General features: G+C 42.3%; 21 protein-coding genes. 15 read left to right on the plus strand and 6 right to left on the minus strand.

Annotation, left to right across the window (positions count from 1 at the left end; translation table 11 throughout):
- Window positions 1–108: 108 nt before the first annotated feature.
- Complete coding sequence (locus ACZ5AE_RS05405; protein ID WP_464570190.1) at window positions 109–1,761, minus strand: glutamine--tRNA ligase/YqeY domain fusion protein; 1,653 nt, start codon at window positions 1,759–1,761, stop codon at window positions 109–111.
- A 357-nt stretch (window positions 1,762–2,118) separates the two neighbouring features.
- On the opposite strand from ACZ5AE_RS05405, the gene ACZ5AE_RS05410 reads away from it, so the two are divergent.
- The 4 genes from ACZ5AE_RS05410 (at window position 2,119) to ACZ5AE_RS05425 (ending at window position 6,472) form a co-directional block, all read left to right on the plus strand.
- A complete protein-coding gene (locus ACZ5AE_RS05410; protein ID WP_464570192.1) occupies window positions 2,119–3,135 on the plus strand; it encodes a 4Fe-4S binding protein in 1,017 nt (338 codons plus the stop codon).
- A gap of 109 nt (window positions 3,136–3,244) precedes the next feature.
- The gene (locus tag ACZ5AE_RS05415; protein WP_464570194.1) at window positions 3,245–3,847 is read left to right on the plus strand and encodes a TetR/AcrR family transcriptional regulator; all 603 of its coding nucleotides are present in this window, start codon (window positions 3,245–3,247) and stop codon (window positions 3,845–3,847) included.
- 311 nt (window positions 3,848–4,158) lie between these two features.
- Window positions 4,159–4,524 (plus strand): SCP2 sterol-binding domain-containing protein, encoded by a 366-nt coding sequence (locus ACZ5AE_RS05420; RefSeq protein ID WP_464570196.1) that lies wholly within the window; start codon window positions 4,159–4,161, stop codon window positions 4,522–4,524.
- Between the two features lie 64 nt (window positions 4,525–4,588).
- Window positions 4,589–6,472: an AMP-dependent synthetase/ligase gene (locus tag ACZ5AE_RS05425; RefSeq protein WP_464570198.1), complete on the plus strand. Its 1,884-nt coding sequence runs from the start codon at window positions 4,589–4,591 to the stop codon at window positions 6,470–6,472.
- A 49-nt stretch (window positions 6,473–6,521) separates the two neighbouring features.
- On the opposite strand, the gene ACZ5AE_RS05430 is transcribed toward ACZ5AE_RS05425, so the two are convergent.
- Both ACZ5AE_RS05430 and ACZ5AE_RS05435 read right to left on the minus strand, forming a co-directional pair.
- Window positions 6,522–7,610 (minus strand): copper resistance D family protein, encoded by a 1,089-nt coding sequence (locus ACZ5AE_RS05430; RefSeq protein ID WP_464570200.1) that lies wholly within the window; start codon window positions 7,608–7,610, stop codon window positions 6,522–6,524.
- Window positions 7,610–8,209 (minus strand): copper resistance CopC family protein, encoded by a 600-nt coding sequence (locus ACZ5AE_RS05435; RefSeq protein ID WP_464570202.1) that lies wholly within the window; start codon window positions 8,207–8,209, stop codon window positions 7,610–7,612. The genes ACZ5AE_RS05430 and ACZ5AE_RS05435 overlap by 1 nt, the downstream gene beginning before the upstream one ends.
- 233 nt (window positions 8,210–8,442) lie before the next feature.
- On the opposite strand from ACZ5AE_RS05435, the gene ACZ5AE_RS05440 reads away from it, so the two are divergent.
- The 4 genes from ACZ5AE_RS05440 to ACZ5AE_RS05455 all read left to right on the plus strand — a co-directional run bounded on the left by ACZ5AE_RS05440 (window position 8,443) and on the right by ACZ5AE_RS05455 (window position 11,725).
- The gene (locus tag ACZ5AE_RS05440; RefSeq protein ID WP_464570204.1) at window positions 8,443–8,742 is read left to right on the plus strand and encodes a DUF5658 family protein; all 300 of its coding nucleotides are present in this window, start codon (window positions 8,443–8,445) and stop codon (window positions 8,740–8,742) included.
- Between the two features lie 81 nt (window positions 8,743–8,823).
- A complete protein-coding gene (locus tag ACZ5AE_RS05445) occupies window positions 8,824–9,963 on the plus strand; it encodes a DEAD/DEAH box helicase (protein ID WP_464570206.1) in 1,140 nt (379 codons plus the stop codon).
- Between the two features lie 94 nt (window positions 9,964–10,057).
- Window positions 10,058–11,527: an amidase family protein gene (locus ACZ5AE_RS05450; protein WP_464570208.1), complete on the plus strand. Its 1,470-nt coding sequence runs from the start codon at window positions 10,058–10,060 to the stop codon at window positions 11,525–11,527.
- A gap of 57 nt (window positions 11,528–11,584) precedes the next feature.
- Window positions 11,585–11,725 carry a hypothetical protein gene (locus ACZ5AE_RS05455; protein WP_172799159.1) on the plus strand — a complete coding sequence of 47 codons (141 nt, stop codon included), beginning with the start codon at window positions 11,585–11,587 and terminating at the stop codon, window positions 11,723–11,725.
- A 235-nt stretch (window positions 11,726–11,960) separates the two neighbouring features.
- On the opposite strand, the gene ACZ5AE_RS05460 is transcribed toward ACZ5AE_RS05455, so the two are convergent.
- The 3 genes from ACZ5AE_RS05460 to ACZ5AE_RS05470 all read right to left on the minus strand — a co-directional run bounded on the left by ACZ5AE_RS05460 (window position 11,961) and on the right by ACZ5AE_RS05470 (window position 14,203).
- Window positions 11,961–13,490: an FAD-dependent oxidoreductase gene (locus ACZ5AE_RS05460; protein ID WP_464570211.1), complete on the minus strand. Its 1,530-nt coding sequence runs from the start codon at window positions 13,488–13,490 to the stop codon at window positions 11,961–11,963.
- Between the two features lie 115 nt (window positions 13,491–13,605).
- Window positions 13,606–13,767: a hypothetical protein gene (locus ACZ5AE_RS05465; protein ID WP_464570213.1), complete on the minus strand. Its 162-nt coding sequence runs from the start codon at window positions 13,765–13,767 to the stop codon at window positions 13,606–13,608.
- Between the two features lie 55 nt (window positions 13,768–13,822).
- Window positions 13,823–14,203, minus strand: coding sequence for a DUF1360 domain-containing protein (locus ACZ5AE_RS05470; protein WP_464570215.1), 381 nt, complete (start codon window positions 14,201–14,203; stop codon window positions 13,823–13,825).
- 109 nt (window positions 14,204–14,312) lie between these two features.
- Here ACZ5AE_RS05470 and safA point away from each other — a divergent pair, with 109 nt between their 5' ends.
- The 7 genes from safA (at window position 14,313) to efeO (ending at window position 20,749) form a co-directional block, all read left to right on the plus strand.
- A complete protein-coding gene (safA, locus tag ACZ5AE_RS05475; RefSeq protein WP_464570217.1) occupies window positions 14,313–14,924 on the plus strand; it encodes a SafA/ExsA family spore coat assembly protein in 612 nt (203 codons plus the stop codon).
- Between the two features lie 264 nt (window positions 14,925–15,188).
- The gene (locus ACZ5AE_RS05480) at window positions 15,189–15,536 is read left to right on the plus strand and encodes a lmo0954 family membrane protein (protein WP_464570219.1); all 348 of its coding nucleotides are present in this window, start codon (window positions 15,189–15,191) and stop codon (window positions 15,534–15,536) included.
- Window positions 15,537–15,556: 20 nt separating this feature from the next.
- Window positions 15,557–16,204 (plus strand): PspA/IM30 family protein, encoded by a 648-nt coding sequence (locus ACZ5AE_RS05485; protein ID WP_464570221.1) that lies wholly within the window; start codon window positions 15,557–15,559, stop codon window positions 16,202–16,204.
- An 82-nt stretch (window positions 16,205–16,286) separates the two neighbouring features.
- On the plus strand, window positions 16,287–17,021 hold the full coding sequence (gene liaF, locus ACZ5AE_RS05490; RefSeq protein WP_464570223.1) for a cell wall-active antibiotics response protein LiaF: 735 nt from the start codon (window positions 16,287–16,289) through the stop codon (window positions 17,019–17,021).
- Window positions 17,018–18,067 carry a sensor histidine kinase gene (locus ACZ5AE_RS05495; protein ID WP_464570225.1) on the plus strand — a complete coding sequence of 350 codons (1,050 nt, stop codon included), beginning with the start codon at window positions 17,018–17,020 and terminating at the stop codon, window positions 18,065–18,067. Before liaF ends, ACZ5AE_RS05495 begins: the two co-directional genes overlap by 4 nt.
- Window positions 18,060–18,692, plus strand: coding sequence for a response regulator (locus ACZ5AE_RS05500; protein WP_464570227.1), 633 nt, complete (start codon window positions 18,060–18,062; stop codon window positions 18,690–18,692). The genes ACZ5AE_RS05495 and ACZ5AE_RS05500 overlap by 8 nt, the downstream gene beginning before the upstream one ends.
- A 1,208-nt stretch (window positions 18,693–19,900) precedes the next feature.
- Window positions 19,901–20,749: an iron uptake system protein EfeO gene (efeO, locus tag ACZ5AE_RS05505; protein WP_464570229.1), complete on the plus strand. Its 849-nt coding sequence runs from the start codon at window positions 19,901–19,903 to the stop codon at window positions 20,747–20,749.

The following is a 20,749-nucleotide window of genomic DNA, read 5'->3' on the forward strand; positions in this document are numbered from 1 at the left end:
AGGCTGACACATTTTTGTGCCAGCCTTTTTATTTCTAAATATGAGAGCATAAATTCAAATACGCTTCATGAATCGTCCTATCGGACTCGCTAATCGGCGAGTTTTCATTTAAAGTTTAAACGAACTTTTCAAGGAAACAATCCTATTAAACACAAGCTTTTCACCATACGCGGTATCCTTCGGATCAACATTGAAATAACCATGCCGGAAAAATTGGAATTTGTCATGCGGCTGGCATTCCTTCATGTTTGGCTCAACAAAGCCTTGGTGCACTTCCAGCGAATTTGGATTCACTTTATCAAGGAAAGTTGCGCCTTCATCTTCCTCCGTCTCGTCCAAAATCAACGGCTCGTAAAGACGGAATTCAGCAGGAACGGAATGGGTTGCTTCCACCCAATGAATGGTACCCTTTACTTTTCTTCCAGTAAAGCCCGTGCCGCTCTTAGTTTCAGGATCATATGTGCAACGCAATTCAACCACTTTTCCATCTGCATCCTTGACAATTTCTTCGCATTTGATGAAGTATGCATGCTTCAGACGGACTTCATTGCCAGGGAAGAGTCGGAAGTACTTTGCTGGCGGGTTTTCCATAAAATCATCCTGCTCAATGTAAATCTCGCGGGAAAATGGAATTTTCCGCATGCCCATATCCGGATTTTCCGGGTTGATTTCTGCATCCAAAAGCTCAATTTGTCCTTCAGGATAGTTGGTGATGACCACTTTTAATGGATTAATAATACCCATTGTCCGCGGCGCCTTTAATTTTAAATCCTCGCGGACGAAGTGCTCGAGCATCTCCACATCAACTGTAGCATTATTTTTGGTAACAGCCGTTTCTCGTACAAACGCACGGATGGACTCAGGGGTGAAGCCTCTTCTGCGCATTCCGGAAATGGTCGGCATGCGTGGGTCATCCCAGCCATCAACAAACCCTTCATCAACCAGCTGCTTCAGCTTCCGCTTGCTCATTACGGTATTGGTTAAATTCAAGCGGCCAAATTCGATTTGCTGTGGTGTGTTCTCCATCTCACATTGTTCAACAACCCAATTATAAAGTGGACGCTGATCCTCGAACTCAATCGTACAAATAGAGTGTGTAACACCTTCAATTGCATCTTCGAGCGGATGAGCGAATGCATACATCGGATAGATGCACCATTTATCGCCTGTATTATGATGTGTGGCGTGAGAAATGCGGTAAATAACCGGGTCGCGCAGGTTAATATTCGGCGAAGCCATATCGATTTTCGCACGTAGAACCTTTTCACCGTTACTAAACTCACCAGCGCGCATTCGTTCAAATAAGTCAAGATTCTCTTCAATTGAACGGTCGCGATACGGGCTTTCCTTACCAGGTTCTGTCAGGGTTCCCCGGTATTCACGAATTTCATCGGCACTTAAGTCATCAACGTAAGCAAGCCCTTTTTTGATTAACAAGACAGCGCGGTTGTACATTTCTTCAAAATAGTTGGAGGCAAATAATAAGTCGTCCCATTCAAAGCCGAGCCATTTGACGTCCTCTTTGATAGAGTTTACATATTCAATATCTTCTTTTAATGGATTCGTGTCATCAAAGCGCAAGTTAGTCAGTCCGTTAAAATCATCCGCCAGGCCAAAATTTAAGATGATGGATTTTGCATGGCCAATATGTAAATAGCCGTTTGGTTCAGGCGGGAATCGGGTCACGATTTTATCGTGCTTGCCTGATTCCAAATCTTTTATCATTATATCCTTAATAAAGTTAGATGTTTGATTATCCATCCTTTTCAACCTCTTTCATCTTATCTATCTATATTCATATCATAAATAATGATATTTTTCCATTATTGCTATTAATTCATCCGAAAAACAGGCATAAAGAAGGCTATATATAAAAGATGCCGGCGAAACAAAAAATCCACCGGCACCTTTATCATTAAGATGCTTTTTCTAATTGCAGTTCCCCATTTATATCTTTTGCGCTTTTTGTATAACTATTAGCAATAATAAAAAAATTACTTGACAGAATTTCGTCGTTAATTTGACAGCTTTATGAATTACATAAATGCGATGATTAATATCACATATCCATATTTTCCTGTTCCTTATAGTTAGGATATGAGGAACGGAGGGAACTTTATGAAGTCAACTGCCTGGTACAAGAAACAGTTGAAACGGAAGCCTGTTCAAATAACACGATATGCTGTTCAAGCAATTTTCTTTTTATTTTTATTATATGTTGGATTAAGATTCTATCAGTTTTATATGCATTTTGAAACGCTTGGTGAAAAGCCTTTTGTTGAGCGTCCATCGGCAGTCGAGGGGTTTCTTCCAATCAGCGCCTTGGTAGCGTTGAAGGTATGGCTGACAAGTGGGGAATTTGATAAGATTCACCCGGCAGGACTTGTCTTATTTACCTTTTTCATTGGTTCAGGTTTTATCTTCCGCAAATCGTTTTGCAGCTGGTTCTGTCCGGTTGGAACCGTCAGTGAAATAACTGCCTGGTTTGGACGAAAGCTTTTTAAAAAGAATTTTGAGATACCAACATGGCTGACTTGGATTTTAACTCCGTTAAAATATTTGCTCTTGTACTTCTTCATCAGTATGATTCTTGCGATGCCGACGTTTGCGGCAAAGGCATTTTTAGATGAACCGTATAATAAAATTTCTGATGTAAAAATGCTGCTGTTCTTTTTAAACATTGGCGGTTTTGCTTTGAAGGTAATCTTAGTTATTTTTGTCCTGTCATTATTCTTCAGAAACTTTTGGTGTCGCTTCCTTTGCCCATATGGCGCAATGATCGGCCTTGGCTCCCTATTCAGAATTACAAAGGTGCGCCGCAATGAAGATACATGTACGAATTGCGAAATGTGTACGAAGGTATGCCCGCAAAGAATCAAAGTTCATACAAAAAAGGTTGTGTCATCACCAAATTGCAATGCCTGTATGTCCTGTGTTGAGGCATGCCCGATTAAGGATACATTGAACATGACGGTAGTGAACAAAAAGGTAAATAAATGGTTCATTCCTGTTGGTTTTCTTGCACTGTTTTTCATAGTAATCGTTGTCGCAAAACTAACCGGCCATTGGGATACAATTATTGCCTATAAAGAATGGCAGCAATTGATTCCTGATGCGAATTATGTTGGCCACTAATAGGAGCTGAATTTTTTTGAAAAGCTGTTTCTTGTTAATTAGAAAAATATCTTTTAAAATTAAGACAACTTAGATGCTCAGGTATTAAATAGATTGGACTGATTTATTGATGCTTTTTGTTACGGAAATGCCAAAGGAGGCGAAGGAGAAAATCCTTTATTCCTCACTGGTTCTATTTACAAATGAGGGCTATAAAAACACCTCAGTTCTTGATATTGTTGAGATGGCAAGAATCTCAAAAACAACCTTTTACCAGCATTTCAACAGCAAGGAAGAATTATTGGTCAGCCTCTTCGACGTGGTGGCATCCGAAATACTTCAAGAGGTAAACCTGGCCAGTGACAAGGAAACCAGGACAGCTTATAAGGCGTACGTAGGAATCCGCCGCTATATAGAGATTTGTTTTACTGACGTGAAAGTGGCTAATTTAATGCTGGTGGAGTCTGTTGGTGTTTCCCAAGATGTCGAAATGGCCAGAAGTGAAGCCCACCGCCGATTTGCGCAGCTGATGTTTCAAACGGTTCGAGGCTACCTTCCAGAAACTGCTTCCGAGACGGAACTACGTATTGTTTCCCAGGCCATGATTGGAGCAATTAATGAAGTAGTCGTACAAAACTATAAAGGAAAGGATGACACTCCTTACCATTATGATGATTTAGCCCGGCTTCTCAATAGAATAGTTATCGCGGCATTCGTTAATTTAACCAATTAAACGGGTGCTTTTTTTTGCATTCTTGCACGAATGCAATGGAAAACAACATATGCATAGGGAGATTGTCGAAAAGCATCGATTTTTTTCGGTTGTACAATACGAGTACGTATTGGTATCATAAAAATATCTGAAAATTCAGCATCATTCAAATGAAGGAGGTATAGCTGATCAATCGTTTTCTTTTAAATATAACGATGGTGTTAAAAGACTGCTTTGACTTAATAACAGAACCTTCTGGGCGGAGAAGAATATGATACCAATAAAGCTTCCGGACCACTAATACTTTATATCTATTTTAGGAGGGAATAATCATGTCAAAAACAATTGAAGAATATTCATTAGCAGATTTATTTAAAAAAATTGAGGAAACATTGAATGGAAATTCCGGTCCGATTGAAGGCTTCCAAGCAAACTATCAATTTGACATAACAGGTGATAATGGCGGCATATACCAGCTGCGGTTCCAGGATGGCAGAGCAGCGGTTAAGGAAGGCTCTGAAACACCAGCTGACAGTACGCTAATCATGTCCTTGAAAAGCTTCCAACAATTTATGTTTGGCAAATTAAACGGCACGATGGCATTCATGACCGGCAAGCTGAAAATTAAAGGGGATATGGGTAAGGCCTTAAAGATTGAAAGTATTCTTCGTCATTATAACGTAAAAGACAGTTTGTAAGATTAAGCGGCCCGGTAATTTTAACGGGTTTTCTTTAAAATTTCAATTTGATAGGAGGGCACCAATGAAAGCAAAAAATTTAGTGGAAGTCGTTGCCCGTACTGCCAGCCGCTACGCAGATAAGGATGCATTTTTATGGAAGCAGAATGGGATATGGCGTGGAATTAGCTATTTTACCTTTTGGGAAAAAGTCAAACAGGTGGCAGCAGGTCTTGCCCATCTTGGTGTAAAACGAAATGATAAGATAGCAATATTATCAGAAAATAACCCTTACTGGCCGGTAGCCGATTTGGCCATTTTAAGTCTGGGGGCTGTCAGCGTACCCATCCACTCAACTCTTCCAAATGATCAAATCGAGTATATATTAAATAATGCCGATTGCACTTTTATTTTTGTACAAGATGAAAACTATTTAAAAAAGGTGCTCCAAAATGGCAGCGTTCCCATGAAAACGGCGCTTATCTTTGCCCCTAATAACTTCACCGAAAAAGACACCCTATTATCATTGCAGCATTTGGCCCAACTTGGTTCTGTTAACCCCTTAGGTAATTGGGAGTCAATTTGGGATAAAATGACCAGAGACGACCTCGCAACAATTATCCACACGTCAGGAACAACAGGCAGCCCGAAAGGAGCCATGCTGTCCCACGGCAATATACTAGCTAACATCGAAGGGGTTCAATTCTGGGTGCTTGAAGCAAGACCATCCGATGTGATGCTTTCCCATTTGCCGTTGTCACATGTGTTCGAGCGGATGGCTGGGCAATTTATGCCATTATCAGTTGGCTCAACTATCGCTTATGCAGAAGGAATTGATAAGGTTCAAGAAAACCTTTTGGAGGTCAGGCCAACTGTGTTAGTCAGCGTGCCGCTCCTGTTTGAACGAGTATATGCTACTGCCCAAAAAATGGTCGAATCCGGTACGCCATTACGGAAGAAAATATTTAAATGGGCAATTGGAGTGGGTTTGAAAAAATACGAGCATTACTTAAGCAAAAGCTTTGATGACTTTATGAAAGAAGGCTTTCTCCCTAAAGAAATCAAGCGCAGCTGGAAGATTGCCAATGCCCTTGTCTACAAAAAGGTTAAAGATAAGCTTGGAGGCAGAGTAAGAGGGCTTATTTCTGGGGGAGGTGCTTTGAATCCAGAAATCGGCAAGTTCTTCTGGGCTGTTGATATTCCTGCACTTGAAGGCTATGGTCTGACGGAAACGGCGCCGGTGGTCTGTGCAAATCCGATGGTACGTTCAAAAGTCGGGACAGTTGGCAAACCGCTTCCGAATCTGGAGATCAAAATTGCCCCGGATGGCGAGGTATTAGTAAAAGGCCCAAGTGTTATGAAGGGCTATTACAAGAATGAAGAAGCGACTGCTGAGGTATTCGAAGATGGCTGGTTTAAGACCGGAGATATCGGCAGCATCGATGAAGAAGGCTATCTAAAAATTGTCGACAGGAAAAAACGGATTATTGTCCTAACGACCGGAAAAAATGTCGCTCCTCAGCCAGTTGAAAATGCGATAACCCAAAGCATATATATATCAAATGCGGTCCTCGTTGGTCAGGACAAAAAGTATGTCATTGCTTTGGTCACTCCTAGCCTGGAGAATCTTTTGCCTTGGGCAGAAAAGAAAGGGCTTTCTGGAAGTATTGAACAGCTGCTAGGAGAGCCGGTAGTACAACGCTTGTTATTAAAGGAAGTGGCCAAATTTACGAAAAAGTTTGCCAAGTATGAGCAGCCAAAAAAGGTGGTCATTATTGGCAAGGAGTGGTCTGTTGATGATGGTGAACTGACCCCTTCCTTAAAGGTCCGCCTGCCGGAAATTCAGAAAAAATACAAGGATGTCATCGAACATGCCTACGCGGAGGAAAGCTTTATGGATATGAGGAACGCCGCTAATGAGGCGGCAGTTGGCTTATCAGTAAGCCATGTGCGGAGCGGTGGCCATTAAGAAAATGCGTGAACCACATCAGCGGTTCACGCTAGTTTTATATTGGGCATTAAACAGCGAGCATTAAAGCTAAATATCCAGCAAGGATGAACAGAATACTCATGATAATGGACATTATTTTTGGCGCTTTTTTGGTAAAGGTTAAGACGATCATTCCCCAAAAAATGAATGCTAATATGAAAAGCCCAACTGACATGAGACCCGGTGAAAAATGCAGCGGAAATGCAGCTTTGTCATAATGAAAAAAGCTAAAGAGCGGTGAGTAACCTGACTCGGAAAGCGTTGATTGAATATTATGCGGCGGCGATTCCTGTCCAAGTGCCCCTGTCATTGAAAATATCAATAACACGACTACACTCTCAAGCCGCGCCCAAGGCAGCGGATTAAATGCCGCGTCACTTGATAGTCTTTTTCGAATCAGGATACTGTTAATAAAAGCAAAGCCCAATAGCGGCACTATAGCCAAATGTTTAAGCAAGAGCGCTTGTCCCCAAGATAAGGACCATGAATTGACATAGTCACCTTCATTCATCGTATAGCTCATCAAGTCAAATCCTGTTAGAGCAATCAGGATTAAACAAATGACGGCCATCGGGGTAAACCACTTTAAGAATCGCTGCCAATTGGCATGATTTTTTGAAAACCAGCCGACCGTAACAAGAATTCCTATCCATGTGCAAACGGCAAGAAAATGGGTGGAATGGGTGAAATAACCCTGCCATCCCGCAATGGAGCTGGCATGACTTGCTGAACCACGCACATTAATTAAAATGATGGTAAAGATAAGCCCTATAAAGGAAAAGATTCGCTTTTTCTCAAGACGGATAGGTATTAAAAAAATCAACAGAACGAAGCTGATTATTGCAGTGCGAACCCAAGACTTCCCAACCTCAAAGTTGAGGATGACAGACTGAACGGTCATGCCTAAACCAAGGTCCTTATACAAATACAAAATGATTTTTAAAACCGGAATAAACGAAAGAAAAGCAACTCCGAGAGTTGCTGTCAGCAATAGACCTTTTGAGATTTTTATTTCAGGGCGTGCCGTTTCTGGAACAAGCTGTAAAATAAAACTACCTAACAATATGGAAAAGCACAAATAAAGTAAGGTTTCGCTAAGGACATTCGCTATGAACATTAAGCACGCTTCCTTCTATAGAGTAACCAATAGCTTCCCGCGCCGACGACTATTAAAAGGCCGACTGAGGCAGGGATCACATAGTTTTTAAAGGTTGGTCCTTCTGTTTCAACATTCTTTGCCATGACAGCAGCACTCTTAGCTTTCTGTTCTTTTGCTGCAGTATCATCAGTTTTGTCGCTCTTTTCCGTTGAAGTTTGCTCAGTAGAAGTGCCTTCAGTTGAGGCCGCATCCTTTTGAACCTCAGGCAGCTGTACCGTAAATGGAATATCGCCTTCTAATAAATGGCCATCAATTCCAATAATCTTCCAATGTACAGTATATCCTCCGTTTTCTAATTTATCCGTTGGCGTTCCCACTAATTTATTGCCATCAACAGTCACCTGTGACAAAGGGACTTCTGTACCGTTTTGATTTTTCATTGTAAAGGTGCTAGTCTGTTCTAAATTTGTTTCAAAGGTAAGGGTAATTTCTTTAAGCTCCTGTGTTATCACCTCGCCATTTTTCGGAGAGGAATCTTCCAAATGGGAGTGTGCGAATACATTCGTTCCTAATAGAAAAAACAGCATGGATACCATGAAGGAGATTTTCTTTAACATTAATTTCAACTCCGTTATATTGTAATCTTCCTGTGATTCATTCTATCATCTTTTCTCCCTGCGTAAATCCATTTGTCGGGATTGTTCACAAACATTTCAAAAACGAAGCAACTAGAAAATCTATCAAGTCGTTCATTATAAAGAAATAATTGTTCCTTTTATGTTAATATATAAATGTGTATGTATCAGCATATGTCTTAGTAGAAACACTGAATAGTGAAAGGGGGTTAAACGTGAAGTTTTGTTTTTTCCTTTTATTTGCCGGAGTGGCAGATGCTGCTTTGACACAGTTTGGCATTAGCTCAGGAATCGTTGAAGAGGGTAATCCGCTGATGAAAGCTGTCATTGAAAAAAGCTGGGCCCATTTTTATCTGATAAAAATTTTCCTTCCCTTTCTGTTACTTGGTTTGTATTATCTTCGTCCTTTGAAGGGGAGGATTCGCACCCTTTTGGTTTCGGCTTGTGTCCTTTACGTTTCTGTCCTCGTTTATCACATGGCCTGGATTCTTTTCTATTTCAACACCACCGCGTAATCCTTAGCTAACTAGACACCCGGGCCCAATTACGTTAGTATCAAAACAGCATGAAAAATGATGTAGAAAAAGGAGTAAACGATGTTAAACAATTTAAAGCCCTTTTTACAAGAGGCATGGCAAAAGTCCGGATTTCAAACTGCCACAGCTATTCAAGAGCAGGCTGTTCCGCCAATTCTCGAGGGAAAAGATGTGGTTGCCGAATCGCCGACGGGAACCGGGAAAACGCTTGCTTATTTACTGCCATTGCTTGATAAAATAGATACCAATTTGCAGTCACTTCAAGGCGTTGTACTGGCATCCTCACAGGAACTGGTAATGCAAATTTTTCAGGAATTCCAGAAGTGGTCGGAAGGCAGCGGCATCAGAGGCACTTCGATTATTGGCGGAGCAAACCTGAAAAGGCAGCTAGAAAAATTAAAAAAGCGCCCGCATGTCATTTTTGCAACACCAGGCAGGCTGCTCGAATTGATTAAGCAGAAAAAGGTAAAAATGCACGAAGTCAAAATGATTGTTTTGGACGAGGGTGACCAGCTGCTTACTTCTGAGCATTTGGGGTCAGTGCAGAATATTGTTAGGTCAACGATGGCGGACCGTCAAGTGGTATTATTCTCTGCGACATTAAAGCCAGCGGTTGAAAAGACAGCAAGGGATTTAACCACAGAGCCAGAATTTATCCGAGTTTCACGGAATGATGCAGCTTCAGCCAGTGGAACGGTAGAGCATGTTTATTTAGTCTGCGAACGTCGTGAAAAGATCAAATTGCTTGAAAAAGTTGCCCGCCTTGAAGGCAGCAAGTCACTTGCCTTTATCAATGATATCGGCGAGTTGCAGGTAATGAAGGAAAAGTTTGATTTTAAAGAACTTTCTGTTGGAATATTACATAGTGAAATGAAAAAGCTTGACCGTCAGGCAGTTCTAAAAGCTTTCCGTGAAGGAAAGCTGAAAATGCTGGTTGCTACCGATGTGGCGGCAAGAGGGCTGGATATTCAGGGAGTCACTCATGTTGTCCAAATTGACTTGCCAAAGGATATTACCCAGTATATCCACCGCGCTGGCAGAACCGGAAGAATGGGAGCGGATGGTATGGTCATCTCACTGGTAACAGACCGGGAAGAGCGGGAATTAAAACAGTACGGCCGGGAATTAAAAGTGTCGGTTGAAAAAAGAACTTTTTACAAAGGGCAAATCGTGGCGGAAAAGCAGACGTCGCGGAGTTAAGGGTTGTGGGATGTCCACAGCCTTTTTTCATAGGGAAAAGGGATTTTAGATAACCTTCTTGAATAATAAGAGGTGAAATTGGAGGGGAAATGTAATGCAAAATCCAAAGTTAAAAGAATTTTATGAAGAATGGCTCGAGGAAGTCACCATTAGTGAAATTCAAGAAAAATTAGAAAGCGGCGAGCTTACATCCAAAGAGCTGGTCCTATTATATTTAAAACGGATTTCAGTTTATGATAAGGAGATTCATTCGGTTCTGGAAATAAATCCAGATGCCTTACAGATAGCGGAAGCACTTGATTTGGAACGAAAAGTGAAGGGGCGGCGCAGTCTTCTTCATGGCGTCCCAATTTTAATAAAAGACAATATCGACACCCACGACAAAATGCATACCAGCGCTGGCTCGTTAGCTTTAAAGGATTCGATAGCCTTGAAAGATTCTTATGCAGCTGAGCAATTACGGAGGGCTGGTGCGGTTATTCTAGGAAAAACAAATATGACGGAGTGGGCCAACTTCATGGCGGATGGAATGAAGAGCGGCTACAGCTCGCGCGGTGGGCAGGTATTAAATCCGTATGGGCCAGGAAAATTTGATGTCGGCGGCTCGAGTTCGGGCTCGGGTGCTGCTGTTGCTGCTAATTTTGCTGCAGGAGCCGTTGGGACGGAAACTTCTGGATCCATTTTAAACCCATCCTGCCAAAACTCGCTTGTCGGCATTAAACCGACAGTTGGACTGATTAGCCGCCGCGGGATTATTCCAATTGCTCATACCCAGGATACGGCAGGACCGATGACAAGAACGGTTGAGGATGCTGCGATTCTCCTTAGCACCTTATGCGGCAGGGATGATGCTGACCCGATTACACTGACGAATCCGCTTGCCGGGGTCGATTTTTCAAAAAGTCTTCTTAAGGACGGTTTGGCAGGTAAAAGGCTTGGCATCGCTGTTAATGGGTTCCTCGAGCTTTTAACAAAGGAGAAGCAAGAAGTCTTTCAGGCTGCTGTAGAGCTATTGAAATCGTCTGGTGCAGAAGTGGTGGAGAATATTGAAATTCCTTGCGCCAAAGCTAAGTGGAAATATGACGTGTTAACATATGAATTTAAGCCGGATCTGAATGCCTATTTGAATGGTTTACACCCGTCCGTTACAGTTCGCAGCTTGCACGACTTGATTGTGTTTAACAATGCCGATGAAGAGCGAATGCTGAAATATGGCCAGGCAGTGCTGCTGGAGTCTGAAGCGACAAGCGGATCTTTAACAGAGTCTGCTTATTTGGATGCGTTGGAATTCGACTTATATCATTCGACAGAGCAAGGGATTGATTATACTTTGGAAAAATATCGGTTGGATGCAATTGTTTTTCCAGGCGATGAAGGGTCGCACATCAGCGCCAAAGCTGGCTATCCATCCATCGCTGTGCCGGCTGGGTTTACTGTTAGTGGTGAGCCGGCGGGGATCACGTTTGCCGGAACAGCCTATAGTGAACCGGTCCTGATTGAGGTGGCCTATGCCTTTGAACAGCTGGAAAAATTAAGAAAAGCACCGGTTTTTAGTTTAGAATAAGTCATTTTGTTTTCACTCATACTATCAATGACTTTTTAAAAAAGGGAGCTGATTAGTGTGGGTAGAACGAAACTCGGCAACGCGAATGCCCAGCGTAATAACAACCGCAAGAAAGCAATGAAAACAAGCTCTGAATTGGTTGAATTTGAAACCGGCGAAGCTTTAAAACGGAACCGTCCGCACGGGAATCCTAGATAAATGAGATAAAAACGCCTCTCTCCGAGCGACTGGGAGGCGTTTTTTTAGGAGAAAGATCGAATTGTAGATATCCACTGAAAATTTGTAGATATCCGCTAATATTTCGTAGATATCCTTGATAAAATGTAGATATCCGCTAAAAATTTGTAGATATCCAACAGGGTCCCCTTTGAACATTGTCAACAAAGGTCGTTACCCACATCCTCGGTCCTAATCCGCTCATCTTCTACCAAATTCACCCTTCCGACAGCAACTCCAATCCTTCCTTGGCCGGACCTTCAATCACATCGCCTTTAAAGGAATACCGCGAACCGTGGCATGGGCAGTCCCAGGTCTTTTCGGCATGGTTCCACTCGCATTCGCAGCCGAGATGGGTGCAGGTTGTGTCTACCACAAAAAGGTTACCGTTATCATCCTTGTAGCCGCCTGCTCTTTTTCCGTTGAACATGACAGGACAGCCTTCGCCGGCAACCAGTTCATCGGCATCTTTCGGAACAAATTCTAATTTCCCTTTAATAAGGTGCTTGGCCACGTCTAAGTTCGTCGTAATGACATTTTTTAATTCAGGGTCAGCTTGGAATCTGTGCGGTGAATAAAGTTCTTTATAAGGATTGTCCCGGTCCAATACATAATCCCTGAGTAGGTGCCCAGCAAAAATACCTGTCGTCATGCCCCACTTCTTAAACCCGGTTGCCAGCAACACATTCGAGCGGTCTTCCGTAATCGGGCCGATATAGGGAACCTTGTCCAAGGTTATCAAATCTTGGGCGGACCAGCGGTAAGCATATTCCTTTATCCCAAATACCTCTTCAGCAAAGGCCTCCAAAGCTTCAAAATGCTTCATTGTGTCTTTGCCCTGGCCGGTTTTATGCTTCTCACCGCCCACAATAATCAACTTTTCCCCATCTACAGGCGTAAAACGAATGGAGCGGGGCGGGTCATCAGCGCTGATATACATGCCGCCGGGATACTCTTTATCCGTCTTAATTCCGATAGCGTAAGACCGGCTTGGATACATTCTCGCAAAATATAGCCCTGGTTTATCGTAAAAAGGAAAATGCGAAGACATGATGACATGCTTGCAGGATACACGATTGCCTCCTTTGGTTACAACTACAGGCTGGGAGCCTTCAGCATCCTCAATATCCCAAGCTGTTGTATGTTCATAAACTTGACAGCCAGCCTTCACAGCTTCACCCAAAAGTGCCCCCAAAAACTTTAATGGGTGATATTGGGCCTGGTTGTGCATGGCCAAAGCTCCTGTTACCTGAATTTTAAACGGAATCGTATCCTTTAGCGTGCCAGGAATCCCTAAGCGCTGGTAGGCCTCTGATTCGGTTCCAAGCTTCTGCTTTGACTGCTCCGTAGTGGCATACACATAGGCATCTTCCTTGCTGAAATCACAATCAATTCCTTTTTCGTTTACAAGCCGCTCTACGAACTCAATAGCCGAAGAGGTGGACTTGTAATATTGCCGGGCCTTTTCCTCGCCAAAATGACTGATTAATTCATCATAAATAATGTCATGCTGGGCTGTTAATTTAGCGGTAGTATGGCCAGTAGTGCCGTTTAGGACAGTGTCAGCCTCCAAAAGCGCCACCTTCAGTCCTTCCTGTGTCAATAAATAGGCCGCCGTAATACCTGTGATTCCTGCACCTACTATTACCACATCAACAGACAAATCTTCATTTAAGGCTTCAAAAGAAGGCAATTCGATTTCTCGCCAATAGGGTTTTGGAAACCTTGGAATTTTATTAGAACTCATAAATACCCTCCATTACCAAAATAATCTCATGTTTAATTTTTCCTAAATTCAAAAATCAATGTAAGCTAAATAAAAAAGAACCCTGCGTAAACAGGGTTCAGTGCGAGATCACCATTTAAGACTTGTCTTTAAATTGGGTTTCGGTATTGCTGTCGATTTTATCTATTCGGGTCGAGTCTTCCATATCCAAGGCACTTCTTAAAAAGTGAACCAATACACCACCAGCAAGACCAAGACAAATTACCACGCCAATTGTCGTAACCCACCAGACACCCACGATATTCCCCCTTAAAATCTTTTTTAAAATATATGCGCAAGGGGAAATAATCTTGCTAATTATCCTTTTTCTTTAACTCAGAATAATAATCAACTTTTTTAATATTGACGCCGACAAACGTCTCAATAATGGATTGGCCTCCGGCAATGGAAAAAATAAAAATAAAAACTGAAGTTATTTTTGGAAAAATCAAATAGGCGCCTCCCAGAATAATCGCACTCCAAACCCCGGCACACCAATAACACTTTAATAAGTAACCAAACAGGGATTTTGGGACCTCTTTGGTATGTACCTCCCCATTTTCCGTTTTTACCTCCACTTTTTTCATAAATGGCCTGCGTATGGATTCGGTGATTTTATCAAAAACGATTAAATGGGTAAAACGATAGCTCGCCAAAATTAACATAATATAAGTCATCCAGGAAATGTCTTTCACTAGTTTTTAGGCCTCCACAAGCCTCGTAGCATCGGCTTTAAATTATATTTATCCTTCCCTGTATATTTTGAGCCTGAAATCAAAATTCTATATTCGGAGGAGGTGTAAAATGAAAAAATCTCTATGGTTTAGTTTCTTGTTTTTGCTAGCTATATTTTGTATCCCAAGCGTGTCATTTGCCCAGCAGATTTATACAGTTCAGCCAGGGGACTCGCTTTGGAAAATTGCTGTCAGGTATCAGGTTGGTCTCTCAGAAATTATTTCTGCCAATCCCCAGTTTAAAAACCCGGCCCTTATCTATCCAGGACAAAAGGTCACAATTCCGGACTTGGGCGGGGCAAAATCAATTGAGAACCAAGTGATTCAATTGACCAACCAGGAGCGTGCGAAAAATGGCTTAAAGCCGATGACCGCGGATTGGGAGCTTTCAAGGGTTGCCCGCTATAAGGCGATGGATATGCGGGACAAGGGTTATTTTAGCCATACAAGTCCTACCTATGGCAGTCCATTTACAATGATGAAAAACTTTGGTATATCCTATCGAACTGCTGCCGAAAATATTGCTGCAGGGCAGACAACACCTGCCTCAGTTGTACAGTCATGGATGAACAGCTCAGGCCACCGCGCCAACATTCTAAGTTCGAATACCTATATCGGCGTTGGGTATGCCAAAGGCGGTTCATACGGACATTATTGGGTGCAAATGTTTATATCTAAATAACATGGAAAAAGGGTCAGTTTCACAAGAAACTGGCCTTTTTTGTGTTTATGGACCGACCCTTTCTAAGACTCGAGACCTATCCAAAAATCAAGCTCTAGCGCAATTATGGAAACCGTGGAAAAAAGGTAAGATGAAATCAAGATAAATGAAAACTCGCCGATTGGCTAGTCCGATAGGACGACGACAGAGGCGTAGTTGAATTTATGCGTTCAGAATTTATGAATATAAATTCTGATTAGCTAAAGAAAGGGAGTGAACAACAAAATGAAAAAGTTTGGTTTATTGGTTGCGGGGGGTATCGCCGCAGTGGTGTTACTTTCTACTATCGGTCCCATGGTGGGATTAGCGGTCAGCTTGGTGCTTCTTTACTTCATAGCGAAGCAGTTTTTAAAAACAGATTCCATCTGGGCAAAAATCGGTCTTGGGATTTTAGGCTTCATCGTACTGATGGCAGCTTTCCATAATGTACCTGCCATCATCGGTGCCGTAGCAGCATATGCGCTATATATCATCTACAAAAAATGGAATCAAAATAAAACCATCAAGTTTAAGGAAGAATCCGATCCATTCGTTAATTTTGAAAAACAATGGAACGAACTAAACAAAAACTAATATTAAAGGAGAGTATGATCATGACCAACCTATTTACAAGAATTAAAAACACTGTTTTAGCTGATTTACATGAGGCACTTGACCAAAAGGAAAACAAAAACCCGATTGCCCTGCTGAATCAATATCTTCGTGAAAGCGAGCAGGAAACTGAAAAGGTTAGAAAACTGGTAGAGCGCCAGTACCGTCTGCGGGATGAATTTACAAAAGAACTCAATCAGGCTTCGGAAATGGCCGCGAAAAGAAAATATCAAGCAGAAGTGGCTTCGAAAGCCGGAGAGGAAGAGTTATATCAATTTGCTCAAAGCGAATTCCAGCAATATGCTGCCCGTGTTGAGCGCCTAAGTGCCTCACTTGACCAGGTAAAAGGTCAGCTTGGGGAATTAGAAAGAAAATATGAAGAAATGAAGCATAAGCTGAAAGACATGCAGCTTCGCCGGATGGAACTGATGGGCCGTGAGAACGTCACCCGTGCAAACCAGCGCATGAATCAGGTACTAGACTCCAATACCTATTCGGATAAAGCCTTCTCCCGCTTCAAGGAAATTGAGAACTATCTTGACGGCCTTGAGCACAAGGTGAACAGCTCTTATTATCGCAGCACGATTGACGCGAGGGTTGCAGAATTAGAAAAAAACATAAAATTGGAAGAAAGCAAGTCCATTTCTTAACCAAAACATGGTATTCTTAAGAATGAAGGCGTAGGGTCCTACGCCTTTTGCCCATACATAAAACGAGAGGAGAGGTGAACCGATGTTTAAGAATGTAAAAAATGACTATTTAGGCTGGCTGATGCTTGTCGGTGTGGTCATATTGCTTTTAGAAATATTATTTTTCAACAGCGGGCTCATTTTCTCCTTATTTATCGCAGGCGGCATGGTTTATTTGGGCCGTAAAAGGTCTGGTAAAAAGCTTGGCAAACTGCTATTCATCGGCGGAATCATTTTCTTTGTCATCAGCGTGTTAAACATGATGACCTTTAAATTTTTTCTATTAGCGATCTTACTGCACTTTTTTATACAATTCATCACTTCGAAAAAAAATCCGAATAAAGTTGCCTTGCAAATTAAGGAATCGGAGCCAATACCTAAAGAAGAAACGATTATTCAAACAAAGCCTTTGTTTGAAAATATCTTTTTAGGGCAGCAAAAAACGCCGGCTGGAGTATATGAATGGAAAGATATCAATATCCAGGCCGGCATCGGCGACACCATCATTGACCTTAGCTATACGATGCTGCCAAAAGGGGAAACGGTGATCTTTATCCGGAACCTGATTGGAAACGTGCAGATTCTCGTCCCGTATGAGGTAGATGTCAGTGTCCAGCATTCCTGCCTAGTCGGTTCCTCAACTGTTTTTGATCATCATGAAACGAAAATGTTTAACCAGGTTTTTCAATTAAAAACTCAGGGCTATGAAGAGGCCGAGCACAAGGTGAAAATCCTTACATCGCTCATCGTCGGGAATTTAGAGGTGAGCCGGATATGAGTGCTGCAGGCCGTCAGATGATGTGGAGTACTGCGTTTGCCTTAGGTTTGACGATTATGATTACTGCCGTTTTTACGGTAGTTTTTCCCTTGAACAATTGGTCGGAACTATGGACTACAAATTTTATGGATATTCCGATTGTCATTTTTGTCCCCGCTTTCAGTATTGCTGGCGGGATTCTGCTCGGGGCTGTGACGGGGCTATTCTGGAGAAGGCAGTTTCACAGTATTGAACACTCCCTCCATCAATTGGAGGAGGGAAGGTATACGGATATTACCGGTAAGCAGCCTGTGGCAGAAATGCAGGCGATTGCCGGACGAATTGAGAAAATCGGCAAGCAACTTTCTGAGCAGGCAAAGCTTTCGCAGCGGCTTGCTACAGAAAAGGTAGAGGATCAGGAAGCCCGCATCCAGGAAATTATTGAACAGGAACGGAACCGTTTAGCCCGGGAGCTGCACGATTCCGTGAGCCAGCAGCTCTTTGCCGCTTCAATGATGATGTCTGCCATCAATGAGACAAGGGAGGATTCCGCGGAATCTTTTGAGTCAAAACAGTTAAAAATGGTGGAGGAAATGATTCATCAGTCCCAGCTTGAGATGCGGGCACTTTTGCTGCATCTGCGTCCGATTGCTTTAAAGAATAAATCGCTGCAGGAAGGAATTGAAGAGCTTTTGCTCGAATTAAGGCAAAAGGTAACGATGGATATTCAGTGGAAGGTAGAGGAGTTTCCGCTTGATAAGGGCGTTGAGGATCATCTTTTCCGGGTTCTTCAGGAATCGGTTTCCAATACATTGCGCCATGCGAAGGCGAAAAAACTGGAAGTGCTGCTAATCAAGCGGGGCCATCTGATTATTATGCGGGTTGTTGATGATGGAATTGGTTTTGAGGTTGAGTCTGCAAAAGCGGGCTCCTACGGGATGCAGAATATGCATGAACGGGCGCTGGAAATTGGCGGTACGCTAAAGGTTGTCAGTATGAAAAATAAAGGGACGAGGCTCGAGGTGAAGGTCCCGGTGATGAGTAATGGAGAGGGTGCGGATGATTAGAGTAGTCTTTGTCGATGATCATGAAATGGTTAGAATTGGTGTGTCCGCCTATTTATCGGCCCAGCCCGATATTGAGGTTGTTGGTGAGGCGGATAATGGAAAAACTGGAGTGGAACTGGCATTGCAGCTGCGTCCGGATATCATCTTAATGGATTTGGTCATGAAGGAAATGGACGGAATTGAGGCAACACGGCAAATTATCGAACAATGGCCGGAAGCTAAGATTATTATCGTGACCAGCTTTTTGGATGATGAAAAAGTGTACCCTGCTTTGGAGGCTGGGGCAACAAGCTATATGCTGAAGACCTCAAAAGCGAGTGAAATTGCTAATGCTGTTCGTGCCACCTTTAACGGCCAAACTGTCCTGGAGCCGGAAGTGACCGGAAAAATGATGGTGAAAATGCGCCAGAAAATCCAGCACATGCCCCATGAGGACCTGACCAGCCGGGAACTGGAAATTTTGCTGCTGATGGCTGAAGGCAAAACCAATCAGGAAATTGCCGACGAACTTTTTATCGCTTTAAAAACCGTCAAAACCCATGTTAGCAACATTTTAAGCAAACTCAACGTGCAGGACCGCACCCAGGCGGTTATTTATGCGTTTAAGCATTCGTTAATTCAATAATTATCAATAAGACTTTCCTTTAAATGGGGAGTCTTTTTTATTGTGCGGGAGGGGAATCCAAATTTGTTCCAAAAAAAATGTAGTGAGGACTGGAAATTAAGTAGTGAGGGTTCGAAAATATGTCGTGAGACGACTACATTATGTCGTGAGAAGGTTCCATTTTGCGCGGTTTCAATATTATTCCAAAAAGTGTAGTGAGGACTGGAAATTAAGTAGTGAGGGTTCGAAAATATGTCGTGAGACGACTAAATTATGTCGTGAGAAGGTTCCATTTTGCGCGGTTTCAATATTATTCCAAAAAATGTAGTGAGGACTGGAAATTAAGTAGTGAGGGTTCGGAAATATGTCGTGAGACGACCAAAATATGTCGTGAGACGACCAAATTATGTCGTGAGAAGGTTCTAATTTGCGCGGTTTCAATATTATTCCAAAAAGTGTAGTGAGGGCTGGAAATTAAGTAGTGAGGGTTCGAAAATATGTCGTGAGACGACTAAATTATGTCGTGAGAAGGTTTCATTTTGCGCGGTTTCAATATTATTCCAAAAAGTGTAGTGAGGGCTGGAAATTACGTAGTGAGGGTTCGAAAATATGTCGTGAGACGACCAAATTATGTCGTGAGAAGGTTCTAATTTGCGCGGTTTCAATATTATTCCAAAAAGTGTAGTGAGGACTGGAAATTAAGTAGTGAGAGTTCGAAAATATGTCGTGAGACGACTACATTATGTCGTGAGAAGGTTCCATTTTGCGCGGTTTCAATATTATTCCAAAAAGTGTAGTGAGGGCTGGAAATTAAGTAGTGAGGGTTCGAAAATATGTCGTGAGACGACTAAATTATGTCGTGAGAAGGTTCCATTTTGCGCGGTTTCAATATTATTCCAAAAAGTGTAGTGAGGACTGGAAATTAAGTAGTGAGGGTTCGGAAATATGTCGTGAGGCGACTACATTATGTCGAGAGAAAGGTTCTATTTTGCGCGGTTTCAATATTATTCCAAAATGTGTAGTGAGGATCGGAAATTAAGTAGTGAAAACCCGAACGTTTGTCGTGAGACAGCGAAAATATGTCGTGAGAAAACCAAATTATGTCGAGAGCAAGCCAAATTACATATTTTCAAATAAAAAAACAATTGAAAATATTTCTCAATTGCTGTTATTATTAAACATAGTGATAATGATTATCATTATATACGCATCGGAGGTTTATATAAAATATGAAATTACTAAAAGTATCTGGAATTCTATTACTCTCAAGCAGCCTTTTATTTGGATGCGGAAAGACCAATAATGATTCGGCAGCAGGAAAGCCGCAAGAAACGAAGAAAACCGAATCAGCAGCCTTAAAAGGTGTAACAGATGAGTATCGTAAGTATGCGATTGGTGAAATTGAGGAGTTTGTCAAAGCTACCGAAGCTTTTACTACAGCAGTTAAAAACGGTGATATCGAGAAAGCGAAGGAACTCTATGCTCCGGCACGGATGCACTATGAGCGGGCGGAGCCGATTGCCGAAGTGTTTGGTGACCTTGATCCGAAAATTGACGCCCGTGAAGGCGATGTTCCCGAAGCAGATTGGGGCGGTTATCACCGTATTGAAAAGGGACTATGGATTGAAAACACAACAAATGGCTATGAAGGATATGCTGACCAGCTAATGAAGGATGTAAATCTATTAAGAGCAAAAGTCGAAACTGTTGAGGTTACTCCTGAGATGTTAATCACGGGTGCTGTCGACCTTTTAAACGAGGTGTCCACTTCCAAGGTCACTGGAGAGGAAGACCGTTATTCTCATACCGATTTATATGATTTTGCCGCAAACCTGGAGGGTGCGGAGAAAATCTACCAACTTTTAAAACCTGAATTAGAAAAGAAAGATGCAGACGTTTCAAAGGAAATTGAAACCCGTTTTGCGGAAGTCTACAATCTATTAAACAAGCATAAACAAGACACTGGATATAAGGTGTATACGGATTTATCCCAAGAAGAAGTAAAAGAACTCAGCCAGGGGATAGACGCCCTTGCTGAACCTCTTTCCCAAATCGGAGTCGTAACGGAGGCATCCTAA

This window comes from Neobacillus sp. S1227, assembly GCF_055385255.1.

Coding starts and splice junctions, on each gene's coding strand:
- efeO (WP_464570229.1), top strand. CDS start 19,901: ATGAAATTACTAAAAGTATCTGGAATTCTATTACTCTCAAGCAGCCTT.
- ACZ5AE_RS05430 (WP_464570200.1), bottom strand. CDS start 7,610: ATGTTCATAGCGAATGTCCTTAGCGAAACCTTACTTTATTTGTGCTTT.
- safA (WP_464570217.1), top strand. CDS start 14,313: ATGAAAAAATCTCTATGGTTTAGTTTCTTGTTTTTGCTAGCTATATTT.
- ACZ5AE_RS05485 (WP_464570221.1), top strand. CDS start 15,557: ATGACCAACCTATTTACAAGAATTAAAAACACTGTTTTAGCTGATTTA.
- ACZ5AE_RS05460 (WP_464570211.1), bottom strand. CDS start 13,490: ATGAGTTCTAATAAAATTCCAAGGTTTCCAAAACCCTATTGGCGAGAA.
- ACZ5AE_RS05415 (WP_464570194.1), top strand. CDS start 3,245: ATGCTTTTTGTTACGGAAATGCCAAAGGAGGCGAAGGAGAAAATCCTT.
- ACZ5AE_RS05420 (WP_464570196.1), top strand. CDS start 4,159: ATGTCAAAAACAATTGAAGAATATTCATTAGCAGATTTATTTAAAAAA.
- ACZ5AE_RS05500 (WP_464570227.1), top strand. CDS start 18,060: ATGATTAGAGTAGTCTTTGTCGATGATCATGAAATGGTTAGAATTGGT.
- ACZ5AE_RS05425 (WP_464570198.1), top strand. CDS start 4,589: ATGAAAGCAAAAAATTTAGTGGAAGTCGTTGCCCGTACTGCCAGCCGC.
- liaF (WP_464570223.1), top strand. CDS start 16,287: ATGTTTAAGAATGTAAAAAATGACTATTTAGGCTGGCTGATGCTTGTC.
- ACZ5AE_RS05480 (WP_464570219.1), top strand. CDS start 15,189: ATGAAAAAGTTTGGTTTATTGGTTGCGGGGGGTATCGCCGCAGTGGTG.
- ACZ5AE_RS05445 (WP_464570206.1), top strand. CDS start 8,824: ATGTTAAACAATTTAAAGCCCTTTTTACAAGAGGCATGGCAAAAGTCC.
- ACZ5AE_RS05450 (WP_464570208.1), top strand. CDS start 10,058: ATGCAAAATCCAAAGTTAAAAGAATTTTATGAAGAATGGCTCGAGGAA.
- ACZ5AE_RS05435 (WP_464570202.1), bottom strand. CDS start 8,209: ATGTTAAAGAAAATCTCCTTCATGGTATCCATGCTGTTTTTTCTATTA.
- ACZ5AE_RS05410 (WP_464570192.1), top strand. CDS start 2,119: ATGAAGTCAACTGCCTGGTACAAGAAACAGTTGAAACGGAAGCCTGTT.
- ACZ5AE_RS05405 (WP_464570190.1), bottom strand. CDS start 1,761: ATGGATAATCAAACATCTAACTTTATTAAGGATATAATGATAAAAGAT.
- ACZ5AE_RS05495 (WP_464570225.1), top strand. CDS start 17,018: ATGAGTGCTGCAGGCCGTCAGATGATGTGGAGTACTGCGTTTGCCTTA.